Source organism: Natronorubrum halobium (assembly GCF_051351675.1).
Lineage (GTDB): Archaea > Halobacteriota > Halobacteria > Halobacteriales > Natrialbaceae > Natronorubrum.
Map to the genome: position 1 here is coordinate 2001957 of NZ_CP195595.1, position 21208 is coordinate 2023164.

22 protein-coding genes are annotated in these 21208 nt (G+C 63.1%); 14 read left to right on the top strand and 8 right to left on the bottom strand.

Features of this window, described 5'->3' with window-relative positions; translation table 11 throughout:
• Window positions 1–141: 141 nt before the first annotated feature.
• From ACSFC7_RS09935 to ACSFC7_RS09955, 5 genes are all read left to right on the top strand, one after another.
• On the top strand, window positions 142–360 hold the full coding sequence (locus ACSFC7_RS09935; protein ID WP_436347550.1) for a helix-turn-helix domain-containing protein: 219 nt from the start codon (window positions 142–144) through the stop codon (window positions 358–360).
• Window positions 347–943: an HTH domain-containing protein gene (locus ACSFC7_RS09940; RefSeq protein WP_436347551.1), complete on the top strand. Its 597-nt coding sequence runs from the start codon at window positions 347–349 to the stop codon at window positions 941–943. Before ACSFC7_RS09935 ends, ACSFC7_RS09940 begins: the two co-directional genes overlap by 14 nt.
• On the top strand, window positions 940–1740 hold the full coding sequence (gene fabG, locus ACSFC7_RS09945) for a 3-oxoacyl-ACP reductase FabG (protein ID WP_436347552.1): 801 nt from the start codon (window positions 940–942) through the stop codon (window positions 1738–1740). The genes ACSFC7_RS09940 and fabG overlap by 4 nt, the downstream gene beginning before the upstream one ends.
• Window positions 1741–2009: 269 nt before the next feature.
• Window positions 2010–2522, top strand: coding sequence for a quercetin 2,3-dioxygenase (locus ACSFC7_RS09950; protein ID WP_436347553.1), 513 nt, complete (start codon window positions 2010–2012; stop codon window positions 2520–2522).
• A 162-nt stretch (window positions 2523–2684) separates the two neighbouring features.
• Window positions 2685–3137 (top strand): SRPBCC family protein, encoded by a 453-nt coding sequence (locus ACSFC7_RS09955; RefSeq protein WP_436347938.1) that lies wholly within the window; start codon window positions 2685–2687, stop codon window positions 3135–3137.
• Between the two features lie 188 nt (window positions 3138–3325).
• On the opposite strand, the gene ACSFC7_RS09960 is transcribed toward ACSFC7_RS09955, so the two are convergent.
• The 3 genes from ACSFC7_RS09960 to ACSFC7_RS09970 form a co-directional block, all read right to left on the bottom strand.
• On the bottom strand, window positions 3326–4270 hold the full coding sequence (locus ACSFC7_RS09960) for an alpha/beta fold hydrolase (RefSeq protein ID WP_436347554.1): 945 nt from the start codon (window positions 4268–4270) through the stop codon (window positions 3326–3328).
• A gap of 106 nt (window positions 4271–4376) precedes the next feature.
• The gene (gene meaB / locus ACSFC7_RS09965) at window positions 4377–5456 is read right to left on the bottom strand and encodes a methylmalonyl Co-A mutase-associated GTPase MeaB (protein WP_436347555.1); all 1080 of its coding nucleotides are present in this window, start codon (window positions 5454–5456) and stop codon (window positions 4377–4379) included.
• On the bottom strand, window positions 5453–5869 hold the full coding sequence (locus ACSFC7_RS09970; protein ID WP_436347556.1) for a cobalamin B12-binding domain-containing protein: 417 nt from the start codon (window positions 5867–5869) through the stop codon (window positions 5453–5455). The genes meaB and ACSFC7_RS09970 overlap by 4 nt, the downstream gene beginning before the upstream one ends.
• Before the next feature lie 327 nt (window positions 5870–6196).
• Between ACSFC7_RS09970 and ACSFC7_RS09975 the strand changes: the two genes are divergently transcribed.
• Entirely contained in the window at window positions 6197–6868 is a 672-nt protein-coding gene (locus tag ACSFC7_RS09975) for an HD domain-containing protein (protein ID WP_436347557.1), read from the top strand.
• A gap of 242 nt (window positions 6869–7110) precedes the next feature.
• On the top strand, window positions 7111–8502 hold the full coding sequence (locus ACSFC7_RS09980) for a DUF7544 domain-containing protein (protein WP_436347558.1): 1392 nt from the start codon (window positions 7111–7113) through the stop codon (window positions 8500–8502).
• A gap of 53 nt (window positions 8503–8555) precedes the next feature.
• Here ACSFC7_RS09980 and ACSFC7_RS09985 read toward each other — a convergent pair whose 3' ends face one another.
• The gene (locus ACSFC7_RS09985; protein WP_436347559.1) at window positions 8556–9233 is read right to left on the bottom strand and encodes a LysE family translocator; all 678 of its coding nucleotides are present in this window, start codon (window positions 9231–9233) and stop codon (window positions 8556–8558) included.
• A gap of 129 nt (window positions 9234–9362) precedes the next feature.
• Here ACSFC7_RS09985 and ACSFC7_RS09990 point away from each other — a divergent pair, with 129 nt between their 5' ends.
• Window positions 9363–10094: an O-methyltransferase gene (locus ACSFC7_RS09990; RefSeq protein ID WP_436347560.1), complete on the top strand. Its 732-nt coding sequence runs from the start codon at window positions 9363–9365 to the stop codon at window positions 10092–10094.
• A 346-nt stretch (window positions 10095–10440) separates the two neighbouring features.
• Here the strand turns inward: ACSFC7_RS09990 and ACSFC7_RS09995 are convergent, their stop codons facing one another.
• Complete coding sequence (locus ACSFC7_RS09995) at window positions 10441–10896, bottom strand: hypothetical protein (RefSeq protein WP_436347561.1); 456 nt, start codon at window positions 10894–10896, stop codon at window positions 10441–10443.
• Between the two features lie 460 nt (window positions 10897–11356).
• On the opposite strand from ACSFC7_RS09995, the gene ACSFC7_RS10000 reads away from it, so the two are divergent.
• The gene (locus tag ACSFC7_RS10000) at window positions 11357–12973 is read left to right on the top strand and encodes an outer membrane protein assembly factor BamB family protein (protein WP_436347562.1); all 1617 of its coding nucleotides are present in this window, start codon (window positions 11357–11359) and stop codon (window positions 12971–12973) included.
• A 483-nt stretch (window positions 12974–13456) separates the two neighbouring features.
• Window positions 13457–13627, top strand: coding sequence for a hypothetical protein (locus tag ACSFC7_RS10005; protein WP_436347563.1), 171 nt, complete (start codon window positions 13457–13459; stop codon window positions 13625–13627).
• 144 nt (window positions 13628–13771) lie between these two features.
• Here ACSFC7_RS10005 and ACSFC7_RS10010 read toward each other — a convergent pair whose 3' ends face one another.
• From ACSFC7_RS10010 to ACSFC7_RS10020, 3 genes are all read right to left on the bottom strand, one after another.
• A complete protein-coding gene (locus tag ACSFC7_RS10010) occupies window positions 13772–14023 on the bottom strand; it encodes a hypothetical protein (RefSeq protein ID WP_436347564.1) in 252 nt (83 codons plus the stop codon).
• 284 nt (window positions 14024–14307) lie between these two features.
• Window positions 14308–17772 (bottom strand): PAS domain S-box protein, encoded by a 3465-nt coding sequence (locus ACSFC7_RS10015; RefSeq protein ID WP_436347565.1) that lies wholly within the window; start codon window positions 17770–17772, stop codon window positions 14308–14310.
• A 157-nt stretch (window positions 17773–17929) separates the two neighbouring features.
• Window positions 17930–18733 carry a creatininase family protein gene (locus tag ACSFC7_RS10020; protein ID WP_436347566.1) on the bottom strand — a complete coding sequence of 268 codons (804 nt, stop codon included), beginning with the start codon at window positions 18731–18733 and terminating at the stop codon, window positions 17930–17932.
• 176 nt (window positions 18734–18909) lie between these two features.
• Here ACSFC7_RS10020 and nikR point away from each other — a divergent pair, with 176 nt between their 5' ends.
• The 4 genes from nikR (at window position 18910) to ACSFC7_RS10040 (ending at window position 21193) form a co-directional block, all read left to right on the top strand.
• Window positions 18910–19338 carry a nickel-responsive transcriptional regulator NikR gene (nikR, locus tag ACSFC7_RS10025; protein ID WP_436347567.1) on the top strand — a complete coding sequence of 143 codons (429 nt, stop codon included), beginning with the start codon at window positions 18910–18912 and terminating at the stop codon, window positions 19336–19338.
• Between the two features lie 239 nt (window positions 19339–19577).
• The gene (locus ACSFC7_RS10030; protein WP_436347568.1) at window positions 19578–20009 is read left to right on the top strand and encodes a hypothetical protein; all 432 of its coding nucleotides are present in this window, start codon (window positions 19578–19580) and stop codon (window positions 20007–20009) included.
• Between the two features lie 262 nt (window positions 20010–20271).
• Window positions 20272–20643 carry a cupin domain-containing protein gene (locus tag ACSFC7_RS10035; protein WP_436347569.1) on the top strand — a complete coding sequence of 124 codons (372 nt, stop codon included), beginning with the start codon at window positions 20272–20274 and terminating at the stop codon, window positions 20641–20643.
• A 139-nt stretch (window positions 20644–20782) separates the two neighbouring features.
• Window positions 20783–21193: a hypothetical protein gene (locus ACSFC7_RS10040; RefSeq protein ID WP_436347940.1), complete on the top strand. Its 411-nt coding sequence runs from the start codon at window positions 20783–20785 to the stop codon at window positions 21191–21193.
• The last annotated feature ends 15 nt before the right edge of the window (window positions 21194–21208 follow it).

Sequence of the window (21208 nt, forward strand, 5' to 3'; positions counted from 1 at the left end):
TCAGTAATCCGTTCACCACCTTAACTAGTTTATATTCATTTGATATTACCGAATAATACCTATCTCCTTTGCTGTTTTTGGAGTAAACTTGTCGTCCGTTTATAACCTCTGAATTTATATAATCATGTCTGGCATTTGCCTATGATGTCCACGAACGAACAGCCGATAGCGGTACCGAGTAAACTCGCATCACCACAGGCCAAACTGGTCTACCTGTCCCTTCTCATTATGGAGGAAGCGACAGCGACTGACCTCCAGCAGCGTCTGGAACTGCCGAAACTCACGCTCCTCGCCGTACTTGAGTCACTCGTTGAGATGGATCTTGTCCGCCGGACGGAGGATGGGTATGTCAACCGGTAAACTCGCCGAATCTTCGGTCGTCCCCACTACCAGACAGAGCGACCTTCGGGTTGACTGTTATGTACGGTCCACCGTTACAGGAGCTACTGCCGAGATGATAACTGCTGTCGTCGAACGACTGCAGCAACTCTGTGACCGTGGACAGATCAGCAATTGTCGAATCAGACCGTGGCCGCCGGAGCACTATGCGGTCAGTAAATCAGCCGACACACATGAACCGACACGTCATGGACTTGTGACCGAGTTTGAACGCTGGGCCGACCAACACGACGTGACGCTCGATCCAGCCTTCCGTCGGCAGGAGGTTCCACCGTCACCACTCGGAATTGGCGCCAACGAATCACGTGAGCGAGTACGAGTTCCGATCGTAGCGCTAGCACTGTACGAGGATGAGCCCACTGACGCAGACATGGAGACAGCCTCTCTCCGCGGGGTCGTCCCCTGTACAGACCAGTTGCATACGGACACCGCACGGACGTATACGGTCGATGACTGGCTCTCTGCAATCGAAACAGAGGGGGGTGAAAAAAGTTCACACGATGGTCAGACCGATCACCCGCCGCGACTGGAGGCAGAGCAATGAGGGGGGAGCAACGTGAACGGCCGGCCGAGCTGGATCTACCGGCTCGTCAGCCGCTTGCAGGTCGGACATGTCTCGTCACCGGTGCATCGCGTGGCATTGGACGCGGCATCGCCAGTGAACTGGGCCGTCACGGTGCGACTGTCATCGTCAACTATCGGTCGTCGGAGGCTGCCGCCCATGAGGTCGTTGACGCAATTACGGAAGCTGATACCGAGGGGATGGCCCATCCGGTCCAGGCCGATGTCACGGATCGTAACGAGGTCAACGCACTGCGCGAGACGGTCCAGGACTCGGTTGGTCCGATCAACGTCCTCGTCAATAATGCCGGGATCACCTGTGATCGCACGCTCGCCAATATGGATCACGACGACTGGCATCGAGTGATCGACGTTTCCCTGCACGGGGCGTTCAATTGTACCAAGGCGTTCTACGACGATTTTACGTCCGTTGAGGATGGACGAGTGATCAACATCTCGAGCGTGATCGGCAAACAGGGGAACGTCGGCCAGGCGAATTATGCGGCCGCGAAAAGTGGACTGTTCGGCTTCACACGCTCGCTTGCCCTCGAGTTGGCAGACGCGGGAGCAACGGCGAACTGCATCGCGCCCGGCTTCACAGTGACGGAGATGGTTGAAGCGATTCCGGACGAGATTCAAGACGAGATCCGTGCGGACATCCCACTTGACCGGTTCGCTAACGTGAGCGAGATTGCAGGGCTTGTTCGCTACCTTAGCAGTGAGGAATCGGGCTACATTACCGGTGAAGTTATCGACATCAACGGCGGACTCGACCTATGAGTAACCCCGGCTGATCCACTCTTCACTCGACCATTTCTTCTGCGAGGTGCGACTAAGGCGGGACAGACGAGAAGTTGAGGACGAGTTTGGCAGTCACTCTCAGCGAGACACTCCGCTCAGTATATCACCTGTCTTGAACGGTAACTACGTGTGTGAACATACCATTGAAGTGTTTGTCACTATTCAATACCAAATCGATATCACGGAACTCGTGAGTAGATATATTGACAGAGCAACTCTTTATCTCTTGGTAAGTCCTACCACACTTGATGGCTCAATCAGATTCAGTACGTGACGAGCAGCGAGTAGACCCGTTCGTTCGACGCCGAGACGAGGGAGATCGCTTCAATATGTTCGGCGGTCTCACGTTTATCAAGGCAACTGGCGAGGAGACCGGCGGTGCCTACGGCCTCATCGAGCAACGCGCCAACGCGGGGATGGTGACGCCGCTTCACGTACACCACACAGAAGACGAACTCTGGTTCGTGATCGACGGCCAACTCTCGGTCCACGTCGATGGGGAGACGTTCACCGTCGGAGCCGGTGATGTCGCGTTCGGACCACGAGGTGCGCCCCATGCGTTCCGCGTTGACGAGGATGACAGCCGGTATCTCGTTGTCCGAAACGCCGGTGGTGAATCGTTCTTCGAGGCAGTGGGAGACCCAGCAAACGACCTGACGCTTCCCAACCCACATCCGACAGAAGAGCAACTCGAACGGCTCAACCAAGTGCTGGAGACGTACGAACTCGAACTCCTCGGCCCACCATCGTTTGACGAGTGAGTCCCATACTTGGTGACTCACGGTTCCCGAATACTATTCGAAGAGCAAATACAGTTCGTTCGCGGGTTCGCTTTCGGATAGCTCAGGGAACATTGATAGGGATACCATTGAATCCCAAGTGGTACGTTATCACGAGTAGCGGCCCTTCCCGATATTGTGATTATGCCGATTCAATGTGAGCATTCAATTGTAATAGAACGACCAGTCGAGACGGTGTATACGTTCGTTAGCGACGTGTCTAATGCGCCAAGATGGATGCCGTGGGCGGACGAAACCAGCGTCATTTCCGGTTCCGGGCCTTCTAGTGTCGCCGAGGGACAACGACGCCGAATCAAACAAACCGACTTTGGTGTCCAGAGCGAGACGATTATTGAAGCGATTGAAGTCGAACCGGGCCGACACTACACGTTCGAATCGGTGGAGGGACCGGGAACGTTTCGGGGGACATATCGGTTCGAACCCACTCGAAACGGTACTCGATTGACTCGGTCGTATCGCGTAGTGTTACCGGGATTTGCCCGGATCATGGAACCGATCATGGCCCGTCGGATGAAACGCCGGTGGCGAACAGACCTCAAGCGCATCAAAGAAACTCTGGAAAACGATACAGAATAAGTCCATTGTCAGCGGAACCGATTTCGACTGATCAACGTTTCTCCCCTGTATTCTGTGTACAAATCCTGACAGCAATTGGAGAAGTAGGCACCACCTCCGGTAACGCCTTCACCTGTACTGAACGATACGTGTTTCACTTGTACTGAACGGTGAGGGGTACAGAAAAGCCGGCTTTTCGTCTCGAGTCGCTACTCCTCGAGATCGGCGTCGACGTGTGGCAACTCCGCGCTCAGATACTCGACGAACTTGTCGGGGTGTTCGGCGTGGGGAAGCTGCGTCGCGTAATCGATGACGACGAGTTCGAGATCCGCGGCATCGGCGAGGTCTCGGCCCTCCCGAAGCGGGACGAGTTCGGCGTCGCGACCCCAGACGAGCGTGGTGGGCGTCTCGAGCGCCGCCAGTTCCGTCGCGAGATCGAACTCGGGGTCGAGGGTCCCCGAGCTAAAGGAGGCGGGGGCGTAGCGAGCGCCGGGCTGGTGGGCGCTCCGCCAGGCGTACTCGAGCTCGGCGTCGTCGATCCGATCACTGTCGTAGTAGCCGTCCCGATCGTAGAAGTAGCGGATCCCGGGCTTGCTGGCGAGCAGGTTGAACAGCGTCGTGCCGACGATCGGCGTTCGAACGAGGGTCCGCACCCAGGGGCGTTCGTCGGTCGTCTCGTCGGTCGGGCAGATGAGGACGAGCTGGTCGAACTCGCTCTCCTGGGCGGCCTCGGCGGCGAACGAGCCGGTCAGCGAGGAGGCGACGACGGTCGGCTCGTCGGCGACGTCGGCCGTGAAGTCGCGGATGAACTCGGCGTAGAGGGTCCCGGAGTAGATCAGCGGCGGCCGATTCGAACGGCCGAACCCGGGGAGGTCGACCGCGATCACGTGGTAGTCCTCGGCCAGTCGCTCGACGATCGGCTCGAACTCGCGGCTGCTCGCGCCCGCGTGGATCCCGTGACAGAGGAGCATGTCCGGGTCGTTGGGATCGCCGGCGACGGTGTACTTCGTCTCGATCCCGCGCCAGCGATACGTCCGCTCGATCCCGACGAGCGGGTTCTCGAGGTCGCCGGCTCGCTTTTTGAGGAGTCGATTGCCGAGAACGGCTGCGCCGACGGTTCCGACCGCTGCACCGAGGGCTGTGCGGAGTTTCATGGTGGGCCGTATGCCGTCGACGGCCTTAGGCCTGCGGTCGGCGTTCACAATCTGTGCGGGTTCGTCCGCAGTGGCTCCCGGACGACCGGGTCGCCGCGACCGCCAACTACCCGTCTTCGCCGCCGGTTTCGAGTTCCTCGAGACAGGTTTCGACCGGCTCAAGTAACTCGCCGGCGATCGAGTACGGATCGGTCTCCCCCTCCCGGACGGACTCCGCGAGCGTCTCGATCCCGCCGCTCTCGGCGAGTCCGTCCTCGAGCATCGCGTGGACGTCCTCGCGCAGGAGGGTCCGGATCTCCTCGGCGTAGCGCTCGCGGACCTGTTCGGCGTGCTCGCCGGAGTCGACGAGGTAGGTTCGGTGGTTTCCGAACTCGTCGATGAGCGTCCCGACGCCGGTCCCGTTCGTCGCGACGGTCTCGACGATGGGGGTCGTCCAGCCCGCGTCGTCTTCGCTCTCGTCTATCTCGCCGTCCCAGTCGTCGTGGGCGTCGATGACGTCCTGGCTGTGGTGGCCGCCGTCGCCGCTGCCGAGTCCACCATCGTCGCCGAGTTGAATCATATCTCGGAGCTCCTGGACGGTCCGATCGGCACCGTCGCGGTCGGCCTTGTTGACCACGAAGATATCCGCGATCTCGAGGATGCCGGCCTTCAGGGTCTGGATCTCGTCGCCGGACCCTGGCGGGACGAGGACGGCGACGGTGTCCGCGGTCCGGACGATATCGATCTCGTTCTGGCCGGCGCCGACGGTCTCGATGATGATCTTGTCCTTCCCGAAGGCGTCCATCGCCTTGACCGCGTCCGCTGTGGCCGTGGAGAGGCCGCCGAGCGTGCCGCGGGCGCTCATCGAGCGGACGAAGACGTCCATATCGCCCACGGTAGCGGCCATCCGGATGCGGTCTCCGAGGACGGCGCCGCCGGTGAACGGCGAGGAGGGGTCGATCGCGATGACGCCGACCGTCTCGCCGCGGTCGCGGTAAGTCTCCGCGAGTTTGTCGACCAGCGTCGACTTCCCCGCACCGGGGCTGCCCGTGATGCCGATGACGTCGGCCTCGCCGGTGTGGGCGTACAGTTCCGAGACGAGGTCCCGGTAGCCCGGCGAGCGGTTCTCGATCTTCGAGATGACTCGAGCCAGCGCGCGATGTTCGCCCGCGAGCAGGTCCTCGAGTAGCGTCTCGTCCGCGCTCATCGCTCGGGGGCGTTCTCGCGGACGAACTCGATGGTCTCTTCGATCGACGTTCCGGGGCCGAAGACCGCCGAGACGCCCTGTGCTTTGAGTTCGGCGCGATCCTCGTCGGGGATGACGCCACCGGCTAAGACGAGCGTGTCCTCCTTCGCGCCGTACTCCCCTAAGCCCTCCATGATCTTCGGAACGAGCGTGTCGTGCGCCCCGGAGAGAATGGAGATGCCCAGAACGTCGACGTCCTCCTGGACGGCCGCCTGAACGATCTCTTCGGGTGCCTTGTGCAGTCCGGAGTAGATGACCTCGAAGCCGGCGTCACGGAACGCCCGCGCGATGACGTGTGCACCCCGATCGTGACCGTCGAGACCGACCTTGGCGACGAGACACCGAATCGACTCCTGTTCCTGTTCGCTGCTCATACCACCCACTTCCCCAGCCGCCTGTTTGACTTTAACGGAAGTTCGTGCATATTTCGCCGGAACGCGGCCCGTGGAACGGCCGCGTTCGAAATCTCGTTCGAACTGACTGGGATCGACCCTGTCCCTTCGATAACTCGATTACCGACCAGTGACCGGCACCCGTACGCGGGCGACCAATATCCAACAGAGACACCGGCGGATTCGGACCCGTCCGTATTCGTGTCCGTCTCACGACGGGATGGATCTGAGGTGAACCAAAGGCTAAAGAGCGAAACGACCTAACATTCCGCTAATGACTATCGTTCGTTTACTGCGGAGGGATCTCTCGTGGGCGTCGAAATAAAAGAGACCAGGGTGACCGACGCCGAGTTCGAAGCGATGAAAGGCTTCGTCTTCGAGTACCTCTCGGCCAGCGTCGAGAAAGAGGAGGAAGGCGGCCGCATGCGCTGGTATCCGTGGCACTCCGCGGAGTACCGGCACAACCACATCCTCAACGTGGTCGAACTCGCCGTGGAGATCGCACAGGAAGAGGGTGCGGACCCCGACGTCACCCGCGTCGCCGCCCTCTTCCACGACGTCGCCAAACTCGAGACCGACCAGGAACTCCACGCCGAGGCCGGCGCTCGCGTCGCCCGCGAGTACCTCGAGTCCCGCGCGGAGTACCCCGAGTCGTTCATCGAACAGGTGTGTCGCGCGATCGAACACCACTCCTACCAGGGCGAGTTGACCGACCTCGCACTCGAGACGCAGTGTCTCATCGAGGCGGATCTGCTCGACAAGGTCGGCGCGAACGGCACCGCCCTCATGCTGTTGCGGATGGGCTACGAGGCCCGCACGCACATGGATTCCGACGAGATGGTCGAGCGCGTCCTGGAGCGGGGCTACGACGCCGCCTCGCGCGTCCGGAGCGACACCGCCGAGAGCATCGCCCACCAGCGACTCAAGCGCGTGAAGTGGTTCAGCGAGTGGCTCGAGGACGAGATCGCTGCGATGGGATAGCCGTCCCGGAGCCCGCGTCGGTGCGGCCGCGTCTCTTCGTCGACGGCACCGTCGGTAGCGCCGCGTAGCGACCCGCTGAGTACTCCGTCTGCTCCTCGCATCCGCCACGACGGCCGCGTGCCAGACCTGCGTCCGCACGGGTTGAGAGATTTCGACGGTGAGACTGCGGCGAGTGCCGGACGTCGAATCGCGCGAAACGTATCAGCATCTATTTGATAGTCGAATATGGTTAAATATACAATATGTATGCGATCGGCACCCTGCGCGATGCGTCCTCGATTACGAAACGCTATCTCGGCGCCCTCGGATACGTCGGTTGGCTCAAACTCGCGCTCGTCGTCCTCTTCCTCGGCGGACTCAGTATCTCGACGCAGTTCTTCAACGTGCCGATGGATGCGGTCGCAGAGGAGGTCGACGACTCCGACGTCCGATGGGTCGTCGCGCTGGTGCTCCTCGTCGTCCTCGCGGTCTACGGCGGGTTCAGGTATCTCGCTGCGCTCCTCGAGTTCGTCTTCGTCGAGTCGCTCCGGTCCGAAGCGATCCACCTCCGGCGGTACGGTCGCGCGAACCTCGGCCGCGCCCTGTGGCTGCTGGCGTTTCGGGTCGTGCTGTGGATCGGACTGATCGCCGCGATCGCGATTCCCGTTGCGGCTGTGTTCGTGGGCGGCGACGTCAGTGACGTAGCCAACCTGTCGGACGAGCAACTCGCCCTCGTGGTGCTCTCCTCGATCGGCATCGCCGTCGGCTGGTGGGGAGTCTACACGCTCACGACGGCGTTCGTGGTTCCGATCATGCTCCGGGAGGCGTGCGGGCCGATCGCTGCTTGGCGGCGGTTCGCCCCGGTACTGGTATCGAACTGGAGTGGGATACTCGCGTACCTCTTGATCGCCTGGCTGATCGGGTTCGCATTCTGGATGCTGTTCGCGATGATCGGCTTCTTCCTCACCTTCATCGGGATCATCGCGTTCGTCCTCGTGGCGCTGCTGTTCGAAGCGATCCATCCGAGCCTCGTCTGGGTCGCGTTCGTCCTGTTACTCCTCGCCTATCTGGGCTACCAGTACGTCGTCGCGGTGATCGAGGCGCCCGTCCGGAGCTACGTACGCTATCACGCGCTGTTGATCCTCGGCGATACGGACGACGCGCTCGACCTGATCCCGGAGCAGCGCACGGCGGTTCGATCCGACGGGGGGACAGCGACGACTGCCGATCGATCGGCCGGCCGGGAGCCTCGCGAGACGATCGACTGGCGGCATTCGGCCGACGCCGAACGAGATGCTCGCCCCGGTGGGACCGTCTCGAGCGAGCGACGCGACCCGATCGGGGAGGAACCGACGTGGGAGGGGCCGGCCGTCTGGGACGAACTGGACGACCGGACCGAGGAGTCCGACCGGGACGGTTCGGCGGGGTCGGGTGCGGACTCGAGCGACGCCGACTCGAGACCGTGGTCGGGATGGGACGACGCGACGAGGGGCGCCGACGACACTGACGACGCAGTGAGGGACACGGACGGTACCGACGACGCGGTAGCGGAAGACGGCGATACCGACGACGTGACGACGGACACCGACGGTGCTGGTGACTCGGACGGTGTCGGCGACCGTGCGGAGTCGGACGATCAGGCCGATCGGTCCTGAGCCGCGGTCGACCATACGGACCCCGACGACGGCGGGGGTCGGCGCGCTCGCCCTCAGACGATGCGAAGCGCACCGATCGCGAGAAAGAGGAATCCGAATCCGACCAGGACGACGGCACTCAGCGCGGCGATGATCGGCGCGAAGGCGTCGACGCGCCGGCCCGCTGCGACCAGCGTCGCGGGGTAGACGGCGATCCAGATCGCGATGCCGGCGAAGAAGCCGACGAGCAGCGACGGCGAGCCGGTCTGGACGGTCAGCGCACCCTCGAGCGCCGCGCCGGCACCCGGGACGTGGGAGAGCACGTCGAGCGTGCCGGACTCGAGCAGGCCGACGCCGACGGTGAGCCAGAAGCCGATCTGGTAGGGGTTGGTGAGCGAGAGCGCGAACGTCTTCTGGAACCCCTTCGAGACGCCGCGGTCCCCGTCGGCGGTGAAGGTGGCCGCGGTTCTGGCCTCCTCGACCGCGTCGACGGCAAAGTACAGCATGAGGAGGCCGCCGACGAGATAGAGGAGCGGCCGGGCCGCCGGGAACCGATCGATGATCGCGACCGCGCCGGCGAGCGTGAGCACGAAGAAGAGCACGTCGGCCGACATCGCGCCCAGCCCGGCCCGGAAGCCGGCCGTCCAGCCGCGGACGACGCTTTCCTCGGCGATGATGGCGTTCATCGGTCCCGGCGGTGCGGCGAGGGCGAGTCCGAAGATCACTCCTGCGAGGGCCGTCGTGAGGGTCACTGGTTCTCGGTCTCGAGTGGGCAGCGGATCGTAAAAAGGCCACTGGCTTCGAGGGTTGCGTACCGTTCCGTACCGGATTGACGTCGGCCGAACGGCGCCTTTGATGTGTTCGCCGTCGTAGGGGTCCGTATGGTCGACGTTCTATCGGACGAGATCGCTCGCTTCGTTCGCGCGGTCGGACCCGAACCCGACGAGACCCTGCGCGAGATGGACGACTACGCCGAACGGGAAGGGTTCCCCCACGTCGGTCCCGAGGTCGGCGCATTCCTGCGGTTCGTCGCTCGGATGGCCGACGCCGAGCGGATCTTCGAGTTCGGCTCCGGCTACGGCTACTCGGCGTACTGGATGGCCGAAGCGCTGCCGACCGACGGCGAAATCGTCCTCACGGAGGTCGACGAGGACGAACTCGAGTTAGCTCGCGAGTACATGGACGCGGGCGGGTACGACGACCTCGCTCGGTACGAACTGGGCGACGCGATGGAGACCGTCGAGGCGTACGACGGCCCGTTCGACGTGGTACTGATCGACCACCAGAAACACCGCTACGCCGACGCGCTCGAGGCCGTCCGCTCGAAGGTTCCCGTCGGTGGCGTCGTGATCGCGGACAACGCGCTCACCTCGAGCAGCATCGAGTTCGAGACGCTGCTGGCGATCGTGGAGAGCGAGACGCGTGCGAAGCACGGGTCTCGGAGCAGCGAACGGGGAGGAACACCCCGCGAGCAGGGCCGAGAGCCGGACGAAGTCAACGACCACACGCAGGGGATCGCGGACTACCTCGAGCGCGTGACCGACGATCCCGACTTCGAGACGATCGTGCTCCCGCTCGGTGAGGGGATCGCGGCGAGCTATCGAGTTCGCTGAGAGCGGCTCTGGGGAGCGGTCTCCGGTTTCGGGATCTCGAGAGGCCCTGCTCGCGTCCCCGAAGCGCGCCTGCGAGACGATAGGCACACAGCCCGGCCAGCGCCGTGAGGACTGCGAGAGCGCGTCGCTGTCAGCGAGGGATGAACGAATGAGCGTTAGCGCGGGACCTCCGGTCCCGCGAACCATGCAAACGGGTGCTTCGCACCCGTGAGCAGAAATCGGCTGGGGAGGACGTGGCACTCATCGCTGCCAGTGTGAGCAGCACGCTCGATCGCTACGAACGGCGACGAGAAACCGAACGGGACGCTCGAGGTCCAAAAATCGCTCCGGGAACAGCTCCCGACCGTTACCGCGTCGAGTAGTCGGATTCGTTCTCGAGAATCTGCTCTTCGGGGGCATCGGCACTGGAGGTCGCGCCGTACTCGCGGAACCCGAGGAAGACCGTCGCCGCGACGGCGGTGAGCAGCGTGCCCCAGGTGACCGCGGTCAGCGAGTGGACGTGCGTCGACGCGTTGCCGGGGACGGTCGCGCCGACGGTCTCGAGGCCGATTGCGTGGACGCTGGCGATGGTGAGAAAGGCGACCCAGAACGCGATGGCGAGGTTGGCGAGCGTTCGGCGGGAGACGCGGGTGGCGTAGCGGGCGATACAGTAGACGCCGGTGATGGCGACGGCGGTCGCCCCGAGTGTCGGCACGAGCGTGTCGACGGTACTGCTGAGAAGGCCGGCAATGGCGAAGCAGGCGAACGATACGGCGAGGAGCAGCCGATTCGATCGGGTAAGTATCGAAATCACGTCGTGCACCGCTTTGCTGGGACGAATGGGTGATCGGTTATATAGCTGTTGGCTTTGTGTGTGGGTAGGGGACAAGGTAATTGCGCGGCGCGCAGAACGCGCGCCGCACTAGCGAAAAATGGGACTGGCCGATACGGAGACTTACGCTGGGTAGACCTACTGATCCGTTATTTCCCTGAACTATCCGTTATTCGAGTCCCCTGCATGTACTGCAGTGCGTCCCCCAATATAGTCCGCGGCGAGGAACGGTCATTCGTAACCCGCATGTGCGTATCGGATGGTGGAGATCGTACTGGAAACCTGCACGAGAGTCCTGACCGCGGGAGAGTTCGAGACACTTGCACAGCTAAAAAGTCGCATTAACTACCAGATAGGGCTATGACAGATATTGTTTGAAACAATTGTATGGCTAAGAAGTTACGTTAATTGGCAGATAGGGTTACGACTGGTATTCGTACGTCGTGTCGTTATGTGGAAACGACGATCTGTGCTGGCGACTGGTGCAGCGCTGTCGATCGGGACCGGACTCGCTTCGGTGGGGGCCGGAGCCTCCGAGGCAGACGTTGACGGACTTCCGGATCCGGATCGCGATCCGGGACCGAACGAGGACTGGCCGTCACACCGAGGCGACCCCGGTCACGCCAGATACATCGCGGACGGCCACGAGTTCGACGGGCGAAAACTCGAGGCCGCGTGGTCAGTCGCGGGTGCGGGCGCGGGTTCCGTCGCCGTCGCCGACGGGACGGTCTACACGCCGACCGACGACGGCGTCGTCGCCCTCGATGCGACGGACGGCACCGTCCGCTGGGAGAATACGGATATCGACGCGGAAGAGCCGTCGGTCGCCGGCGAGACCGTCTATCTCAGTGGGAACGAGGTTATCGCGCTCGACCGGTCCGACGGGAGCGTTCGCTGGGAAACCGAGTTCGATCCCGAGGAGGAGATCGTCTGGCAGACGGTCGCCTACGGCGGCGTGTACGCCGTCGCCGACGGGACGCTGTACGCGCTCGAGGCCGACGACGGCTCGGTTCGGTGGAAGAAAGAATCTGTCGGCAGTGACGACGATGACGAGTACGAGTTCTTTTCGGCGCCCGCCGCGGCAAACGGTGTGATCTACAGCGTCACGGGCGCCGGTCTGATCGCTCTCGATCCCGAGACCGGTGCCGAAGTCTGGCAAAAAGGAACTATCGACTCCCAACCCGATACCGTCTACGCGACGTCGGAAGCGGTCGCTTACGCCGCCGATGGCTCCGCGGAGTGGCCGTTGCGTGATGCCCAGACAGGCGAGTTTGTAGCCGTAGGTTACGGGTTCCGCGAAATAGCGTTCGGCGAGGAAATCTACGGCGGCGGCGGCAGCGACCACGGGTACGGCGGCGGTTCGATCCGCGGTGACGAATACAGTTGGAGTCTCGACGTTCTGTACACCTACGGGCAAGCCGTCATCAGCGGAGAAACCGTGTTCGCGTATCTCACTCGGAACGGGGGCCCCCCAAATCCCGAGTGGCGGGACTACGACGAACACCTCGTCGCCCTGAACAAGTACGACGGGTCCGAGAAGTGGGTGCTCTCGACGGACGATGCGCCGATCGGATCGATCCGTGCGATTAGCGGCGAGACGATCTACGTCGACCACGACGGCGATCTCGTGGCGCTTCGCGAAGAAACCGACACGGACGACCAGCCCGACGAGAGTGACGAGAACGACGACACGGACGGAGGAAACGACGAGCAAGACGGATCCGACGAGCAAGACGATCAGCAGGATGACGAGGACGACAGCGACACGGGGGAAGGTGACAGCGACGATGGCGGATCCGGTAGCGACGACGGCGGATCCAGTGGCGACGACGGAGAGTCTGTCGATGACGATGACGGCGATGTCGGGAACGGAAACGCCGGAAATGGGGACGCTGGAAACGAGACGAACGCTGGAAACGAGACGGACACCGAGAACGACACTGACGCCGACAACGTGCCCGGCTTCACGACCGGTGCCGGACTTCTCGGCGGGGCGCTCGGCCTCGAGTGGCTGCGCCGGAAGGCCGGCGTCGACGAATCGACCAGCGTGAACGAACCGTCTGAGTAAGGGGACCCCGGGTCGGGCAAATGAGGACGAGATCACTGAACAACGTCTCGGAATCCTCGCCTTACCGAGTACGTTTTCACCGTGTCCGACGCACCCAGATATTCTGTATCCTGTCCGTGGAAAACCCTCAGTAGATCACAATCCATTGCGTGACATCGGTTCCCTGTACTTACCGTGATATCCGGGCGAACTCTGACCGAATAGAACTGCCGGAAACTCTGGTCCTCGAGCCCACCATCTCCTTCCCGAAAATTAGCAGTAGATATAAGGCGTAACAGATCAACAATTAGAACGGAAGCCGCTCTCCACACCAGTCGCCGGGGGCAGGCGCTGAAATGCCCCGGGTGCTGAGACACCCGAGACGTGGCTTCCAACCCCACGACGGGTTGAAGCCATGATTACGTTTATCTCGACGGGATATAAACGTCCCGCACGACCGACGAATCGTCCGCCTCGAGCACCCCACCGCACGCAGGGGAGACGATGAGCGATACCCCCGCACAGACGACGGAGGAGCCATCCCCGTTGCCCGAGTGTCCCACCTGTGGCAACCCGGTCACGAGCGTGACCGTCCGCGGGCCGACCGAGGGAACGGCCCACCCCTGTGGCTGTCACCTCTGGCCCGTCGCGCTCGAGAACCCGCGACTCGACTGACTGACTCGAGTGCCCACCGCTCGAGTACCGCGATCGAATGACTCGAACCGACGCGGACGGCCGGCTCACCGACGGGCGCCCGACACACCACCACTTCCAGACCACCACGTCCGTCGAAACCCGGCGCTCACGCTGGGGCGGATCTCATTCGTACAGGTAGGTGAGAAAATAGAGGGGTGCCGCTAACCCGATCAGTATCGGAATCACCCCGAAGAGGTAGAGGACCGACTGTGCCGAAAGCGAGAGGTGGTTGAGCGAAAAGAACAGCCACCCCACCGTGATCACGACCAGCATCGCCCCCAGGGTCAGTTGGAGGATCAGGATCAGGTAGAGTAACTGTTCTTCGAATCTCCCCGCTCGGAACCGTAGTGACAGGCCTGCCTGGTCGGTGGACATGGTGAATCACGTGTGGTAGACATTATTAAACGTTCGCGTGAATTTCAAGTATTCGAGACTGAATACGCTTGATTGAACCTTATTATGGAGTGGTTTCGCTTCCTGAGACGATTCCCGCACCATCGCTCCCGTCCGCAGTTGATCGAAATTATCTCGTGATCCGTCTCTCGCGAGTCGTCACGCCGCCGGAGAACGGAACGATGGCCGGTAGCGCTGCCGCGCTGACCACTGACCGGTACAAGCATCCCGTCCGAGGAAGAGACCGACAGCGCGACTCGAACCGCTCACTCCTCGACGACCGGCAGCGTCATCGAGAACGTCGCCCCTTCACCGGATTCGGAGTCCACCCAGATCTCGCCGCCGTGGCGTTCGACGATCCGCTGGCAGAGCGCGAGGCCGATTCCGGTGCCGTCGTGTTCCTCGTGACTGTGGAGTCGCTGGAAGATATCGAAGACCCGATCGGCGTCGTCCGGATCGATGCCGATCCCCTCGTCGCTGACCGAGAGGGTGCACCGCCCCCCGTCGCGCTCGGCCGAGATGGTCACGCGCGGCGGCTCGTCGCTGTACTCGATCGCGTTGGCGAGCAGGTTCTGGAACACCTGTCGGAGCTGACTCCTGTCGCCGCGGACCCGGGGGAGCGACTCGGCCGCGATCTCGGCGTCGCTCTCGTCGATCTGCAGTTCGAGGTCCCGGCGCACGTCCGCGAGGACCGCCTCCAGGTCGACCGGCTCGAACGGGTCGCCGCGCGTCTCCACCCGGGAGTACTCGAGTAACCCGTCGATCATCTCGCGCATCCGGTCGGCGCCGTCGACCGCGTACGCGATGAACTCCTCGGCGTCCGAATCGAGCTCGTTGGCGTAGCGGCTCTCGATCAACTGGAGGTAGCTCGTGATCATCCGCAGGGGCTCCTGGAGGTCGTGGCTGGCGGCGTAGGCGAACTGTTCTAAGCGTTCGTTCGACTCCTCGAGTTTCCGCTCGTAGGCCTTGCGCTCGGTGATATCTTGGACGACGAGCATCCCCCGTCGAACGGTGCCGTCGGTGTGGACGGGGAGCGTGTGGGCCAACAGCTCTCGGCCGTGGTAGCGCAGATCGAACGAGCGCTCCTCGCCCTCGAGTGCGGCCTCGAAGTGGGGTTCGATTTCCTCCAGGACCGGTTCGGGATACCGGTCGGAGACCGTCTGGCCGATCACGTCGATGCGATCGATCCCGAGATCGTCGAGCAGTTGCCCGCCGACGGCCGTGTACCGCAGGTCGTCGTCGTACAGGCCGACGGTTCCGTTCGGGAAGTTCTCCGCGAGGGTCCGGTAGCGCTGTTCGCTCGCCTCGAGTTTTCGCTGGCGTTCCTTGCGCTCGGTGACGTCCCGGACGACGCCGACCCGTTCGCGATCGGAGTCGACCGCGGTGAGCGAGGTGACGGTCGCTTCGATCGGGACGCGATCGCCGTGCTTCGTCTCGAGTTCGGCATCGACCGTCGGGACGTTGCTCCCGTTGGTGACGATCTCCTCGGCGAGGTCCATGACCGATTCGTCGACGACGAGCGAGGCGTGCGCCCCGATCAGTTCGTCGCGATCGTAGCCGGTCAGCTCGGCGTAGGCGTCGTTGACCGTCGTGAACCGTCCGTCCTCGTCGAGGACGTAGATCCCGTCTTCGATCGTCTCGACGATCGTCTCGTAGGTCGTCAGTTCCCGCTCGCGGGCTTTCTCCTCGGTGATATCCCGGAAGTAGATCGACAGCCCCGTCTCGGAGGGGTAGACCTGTACCCGCGCCCAGACCCCCAGCGGTTCGGAGTAGCGCTCGAACGAGACCGGTTCCTGCGTGGCCAGCGCCTCCTCGTACCGTTCCTCGAGATCCGAATTCGTGGCGTCGGGATAAACGTCCCACAGCGTGGTCCCGAGCAGTTCCGCACGCGACCGCCCCAATAGCCGTTCGGCGGTCTCGTTGACGTGCGTGAACCGGAACTCGTCGTCGAGCGCGTAGAAGCCGTCCGAGATGCGGCCGAAGATCTCGCTCAACTCCGTCTCGAGTTCGCTCTTCCGGCGCTCGAGGCGACGCTTGCGTTCTTTGAGCGCCGTGATGTCCTCGGCGCTGGAGATCACTCGCTCGAGGCTGCCGTCGGCGGCGAACACCGGCGCGGCGTTGACCGAGACCCACCGGCGTTCGTTCGTCGGCCCCTCGACCACGAACTCTTCGTCGAACACCGGTTCCCCGGTCTCTCTGACGCGGGCCGACGGATTCGATCCGGCCTCGACCCGCTCGCCCGACGCGTCGTAGACGGGCCACTCTCGCACCATCTCCGTCTCGCCGAGCGCCGTCTCCCCGATCGAATCGACTCGCTCCTGAACCCGCTGATTCGCGAGGACGGTCTCGCCGGCGGCGTCTTCGACCGAGATGCCGATCGGCGCCGTCTGGAGGAGTTTCTCCGTCTGGGTGCGCTCGCGCTCGAGGTGGCGCTCGTGACGGATCCGGTCGAAGATCACCTCGAGGCTCGAGGCGACGATTTTGGCCAGCGAGAGGTCGCCGTCGTCGAATTCGGTCGGCTGTTCGGAGCCGATGAGGAGGACGCCGTGATCGCCGATCGGCAGGCAGATTTCGCTTCGAATCGGCGTGTCGGGGTTGTAGACGTCCGAATCGGTCCTGACGTCGTCGTAGATCTCCGGCTCGCCGGTCTCGAAGACGCGCCAGGCGATCCCCTCGCCCTCGGCGAACGACGGAATGTCGCCGAGCAGCACCTCGGCCGGGGCTGACCAGCCGACGGGCCGGAGCCGCTGCGTGTCGGAATCGTAGCAGAACACGCCGTTGATCTCGAGGTCGAGGATCTCTCGGACGTGGCGACTCGCCAGATTGGCGACCCGCTCCCGCGAGCTTTCGGCGAGCCACTCGCGAACGGCCTCGTTCAGCCGCCGCAGTTGGGCGGCCCGGTCGTGTTGGGCGGTGACGTCGTAGTAGAGTTCGATTCGTCCGCCGGCGTACCGGCCGGAGTCGATCGGTTTGCTCCGGTGTTCGAGCCATCGTTCCTCGCGGTCGCCGTCCGCGGTGACGTGACACTCGAAGCGTTCGACGTCGTCGTTGTCTACGTACGTGGCGGTGACGGTGTCCGCGAACGCGTTCGGATCGGCGACCCGATCGCGGATGGTCTCGTCGATCAGTCGGCGCTTATCGCGACCGAGGACGTCCGCCCGCTCGAGGTCGAAGTATCGCTCGGTCGCCTCGTTGATCCACGCCACGTCGAACTCGTCGTCGAGGACGAAGACGCCGACGTCGGCCTCCTCGAGGACCGTCGTCGACGCTTCGAAGGTACTCGACGTGGCGGAATCGTCCGCTCGATCGGGAGCAGCGGTGTCAGCGTCGCCTCGACCGCGTTCCTGGACGGTCGCGATCGAGCCCCGGAATCGATCCTCGTCCCAGACACCGCTCGCTCGACAGTCACAGGCTACCGTCGTCCCGTCGGCAGTGTGAACCGTGATCTCGAGCGACGTGACGTCGTCCCGTCGGCTTCGAACGAGTTCCTCGAATCGCTTCGCGTCCGCCCTCGAGAGTAGCAGGGTGACGCGTTCGCCGAGGACGGCGTCGCGGGCGTAGCCCGTCATCTCGAGGAGGGTGTCGTCGATCGCGAGGAATCGGTCGTCGGCATCCAGCCGGAAGAGTCCGCCTTCGAACGTGTCGACGAGCGCCTGACAACTCCGTAACGTTGTCTGGTCGTCGCCGGCCGTCCAGAAGGTTGGTTCCGACGACTCCGTTCGTTCGCTCATTGTGTGCATCAGGTGACTCGAACGCATAAGTCCAGCGAGACGGGGGAACGGCGGCGCGCTGCGTCGTCGTCGCGACGCTCGAGCGTGTTCTATCGTACAATCTGCATGATTCGCTCACCGATCGTATAGCCGTCCTGCGATCGGCTGTCGACGAGTTTCAGTGGTTACTATATGGATCGCGGCCGGACGCCGAATCGAGCTGCGGCTCGGGCATGAGATCCTCGAACGGCTGAGCGTCGAGCCACTCGAGCAGGGCCACGAGCTGGTCCGTCGCGGCCTCGAACAGCTCTTCGCCGATTTCGGGCGTCGCGTCGGTCTGATCGCCGAAGACGCCGTTCGGGCTGTTCTCGATACAGTCGTAGAAGGTGGTCGCGCCGTGGACCCGCTCGGCGTCGTAATCGAAGATCGCGCCGCCGTCGCGGGCCTCCTCGAGGCGATCCTCGCGGACGAGTTCGTTCGCGATGTGCATGATCATCGCGGTCTCCTTGGGACCGCCGTGGGGACCCGGGGTCTCGAAGACCTCCTCGATCAACTGGGGGATCGACTCGTCCCACATCCATTCGATCGCGTAGGCCGCCTCGTCGTCGTGGAGCCGCCGGCCGACCTCTCGGAGGTGAGCGACGTTGCCGCCGTGGGCGTTGACGTAGACGATTCGGTCGATCCCGTGGAACGTGAGGTTTCGCGAGAGGCTCTCGACGTAGTCCCGGAACACGGGTGCGTCGACCCACATCGTTCCGGGAAACTGCCGGTGGTGAGAGCTGACGCCGATCCGAACCGGCGGCGTGCAGAGATAGCCCGTCCGATCGGTCGCCTCGCGGGCGAGCGCCTCGGCGATCAGGTGATCGGTGCCCTCCGGGAGGTGGGGCCCGTGCTGTTCGCTCGAGCCCAGCGGGACGACCGCGAGCGATTCGTTTTCGACGTACTCGCCGAGCTCCGGCCAGGTTCGGTGTGGAAGGTACATACTCCCTGCTCACGGTGAAGCCGGAAAACAGTGTGTGCCGGCGAACCGGTGCGGCCGGGTACCACCGAATCGGTTCGATGGAGTGCTATCGAACCGTGCGATCGGTTACCATCGTGACCGGCTCAAGCGCTGGATGTATGATAAGGCTTAATAGATTTTACCCCTCGAGTTATTATATGGCTGTCGTAAGCGTCTCCATGCCCGACGAACTCCTCGAGCGACTCGACCAGTTCGCGGACGAACACGGCTACACCGGCCGCAGCGAAGTCGTCCGGGAAGCCTCCCGAAACCTCCTCGGCGAGTTCGAGGACACCCGCCTCGAGGACCGAGAACTGATGGGCATCGTCACCGTCCTCTTCGACTACGAGACGACCAGCGTCGAAGAGCGCATGATGCACCTGCGCCACGAACACGAGGACCTCGTCGCCTCGAACTTCCACAGCCACGTCGGCGACCACTACTGCATGGAACTGTTCGTCCTGGAGGGCGAACTCGAGGACATCTCGACCTTCGTCGGGAAGATTCGCGCGACCAAGGATGCGCTGACGGTCGACTACTCGGTGATCCCGGTCGACAGCTTCGACCCGATCTCGCAGGACGGGTAGCGCGCTCGGGAGTCTGTTTCGTTCCGTCTGCCGTCGTCGAATCCGTCACAGGGGCCCGTTCGATTTCATTCCGGCCGAGCGACTCGATCAGCATCGGGAACGATACCACGCGCCGGGAGCGATATCACGCGCGGGTATGACCTCCCCGCCAACGGCTGATGCCGCGCGCTGAATACGACGAGTGTAGTCGGCACGCTATCGTCGGAAGGATTACGAACAGTCACGGCAGGAATCACTATATGGGAATGCACTCGATTCTCTCGGTATTCGGGGAGGAACTATCCGAAGACGTGGTTCGTTCGAACTGGCCGGATCGGTACGCAGACGCGTTACAAACGATATACGACGAGGAGAACCCTGGAGATGGGATCTACGCCTACGTCGAATCGACGTACGACAGGGAACACGACGTGTTCCTTCCGGACGTGCTTCGAGCGATACCAGGTGCGACGCTCGTCGTGCTCACACAGATGAACAATACGACGGACAGCGGGTCGGCCTGGGGGTATCGAAAAGACGGTCCGGCGGTCGAATTTCTCGGAACGGTACGCGGGAAGGAGGCGCGTTTCGGTCGGGACGTCGTCGAACACTACGAGACGGAGTACGGCGTCCGGATCTGGACACTGTGGGAGGCGTTCGATTACCGCTTCGCCCGCAAGACTGATGAGTAACCACTCGCTTCGCTTCGATCGAGTACACTGATCCGATACGCCGACTACACTGGACGATACCGGTACTCCTGTCTTTCCCGGGTGAGAAACCGTCTCACTGTCTGCCTGTCGTGAACCCGACTGGTGCTGCGACTCGATCCGTACAGTTGGCGACGACCGTTCGTCGACGGACGTCCCGACACGTATCAACTTCGACAGGACGGATTCTCGCGGTCCGCCGCGGAACGCGTAGTTTTACTGGTATCCCGCCCAATGGACAGCCATGAGCTATCGGAAAGTGAACTACGAGGAGGTCGATCAGGTCTCGAGTGCGATGCACTTCCTGAGCGATCCGCTCGAGACCGAACAGGTCGGCGTGACGGTCGCTCGCTGCGATCCGGGCTGGAACAGCAAGCCACACGACCACACGGACAACGAACACGAGGAGGTCTACGTCCTGATCGAGGGGGCGGCGACGGTCGTGATCGACGACGAACCGGTCGCGATGGAGACCGGCGACGCGCTGTGGATCCCGCCGGCCTCGACGCGTCAGATCCGCAACGGCGACGAGGAGAGCGCCTTCGTGCTCGTCAGCGCACCGAGCATCGGCGACGACGACGGCGACGAGTGGCTCCTCTCGGGATTCGCCGGCTGAATCGGCCGCTTCACGACCACCGAGAACCGACGGGACGATTTAGTGGCCCGCCGCCGTCGGCCCCGACAGGTGACCACACATCTACTCGAAACACCACGCCGCCATCTCGCTCGTCGTCGCTGGTGTCCTCAGTTACGTCCTGTCACCGATCACCGTCTTCGGATACACCGTTCCGACCCCCGTTCTCGTCGTCTACGGCACCGCAGTCGGCGTCTTCATCGACGTCGATCACTTGCTCATCGCCCGCTTCAAGACCGGCACCTGGGACGCCGTCCGGTTCTGTCTCGCTAACCCGGTCGCGGCCGTCGCCGATCAGGCTCGCATCTTCGGCCCGGGAGACGTCGGCGTCCTCTCGAGGCTGTTGAGCCACCTGCTCATCATCGGCGTCGTCGTCCCGGCCCTCGCGCTCTCGAGCGTGTCCCTCGCGATCCTGACCGGGATCGTGCTCTACGTCCACCTCGTCTGCGACGTCGTCTGGGACATCTGGCGGCTGGACCACCACGCGGACGCGGCCGCGAACACGGACGAACTGGTACGGTCGCTTCGGTAGGTACTCGCGTCAGTC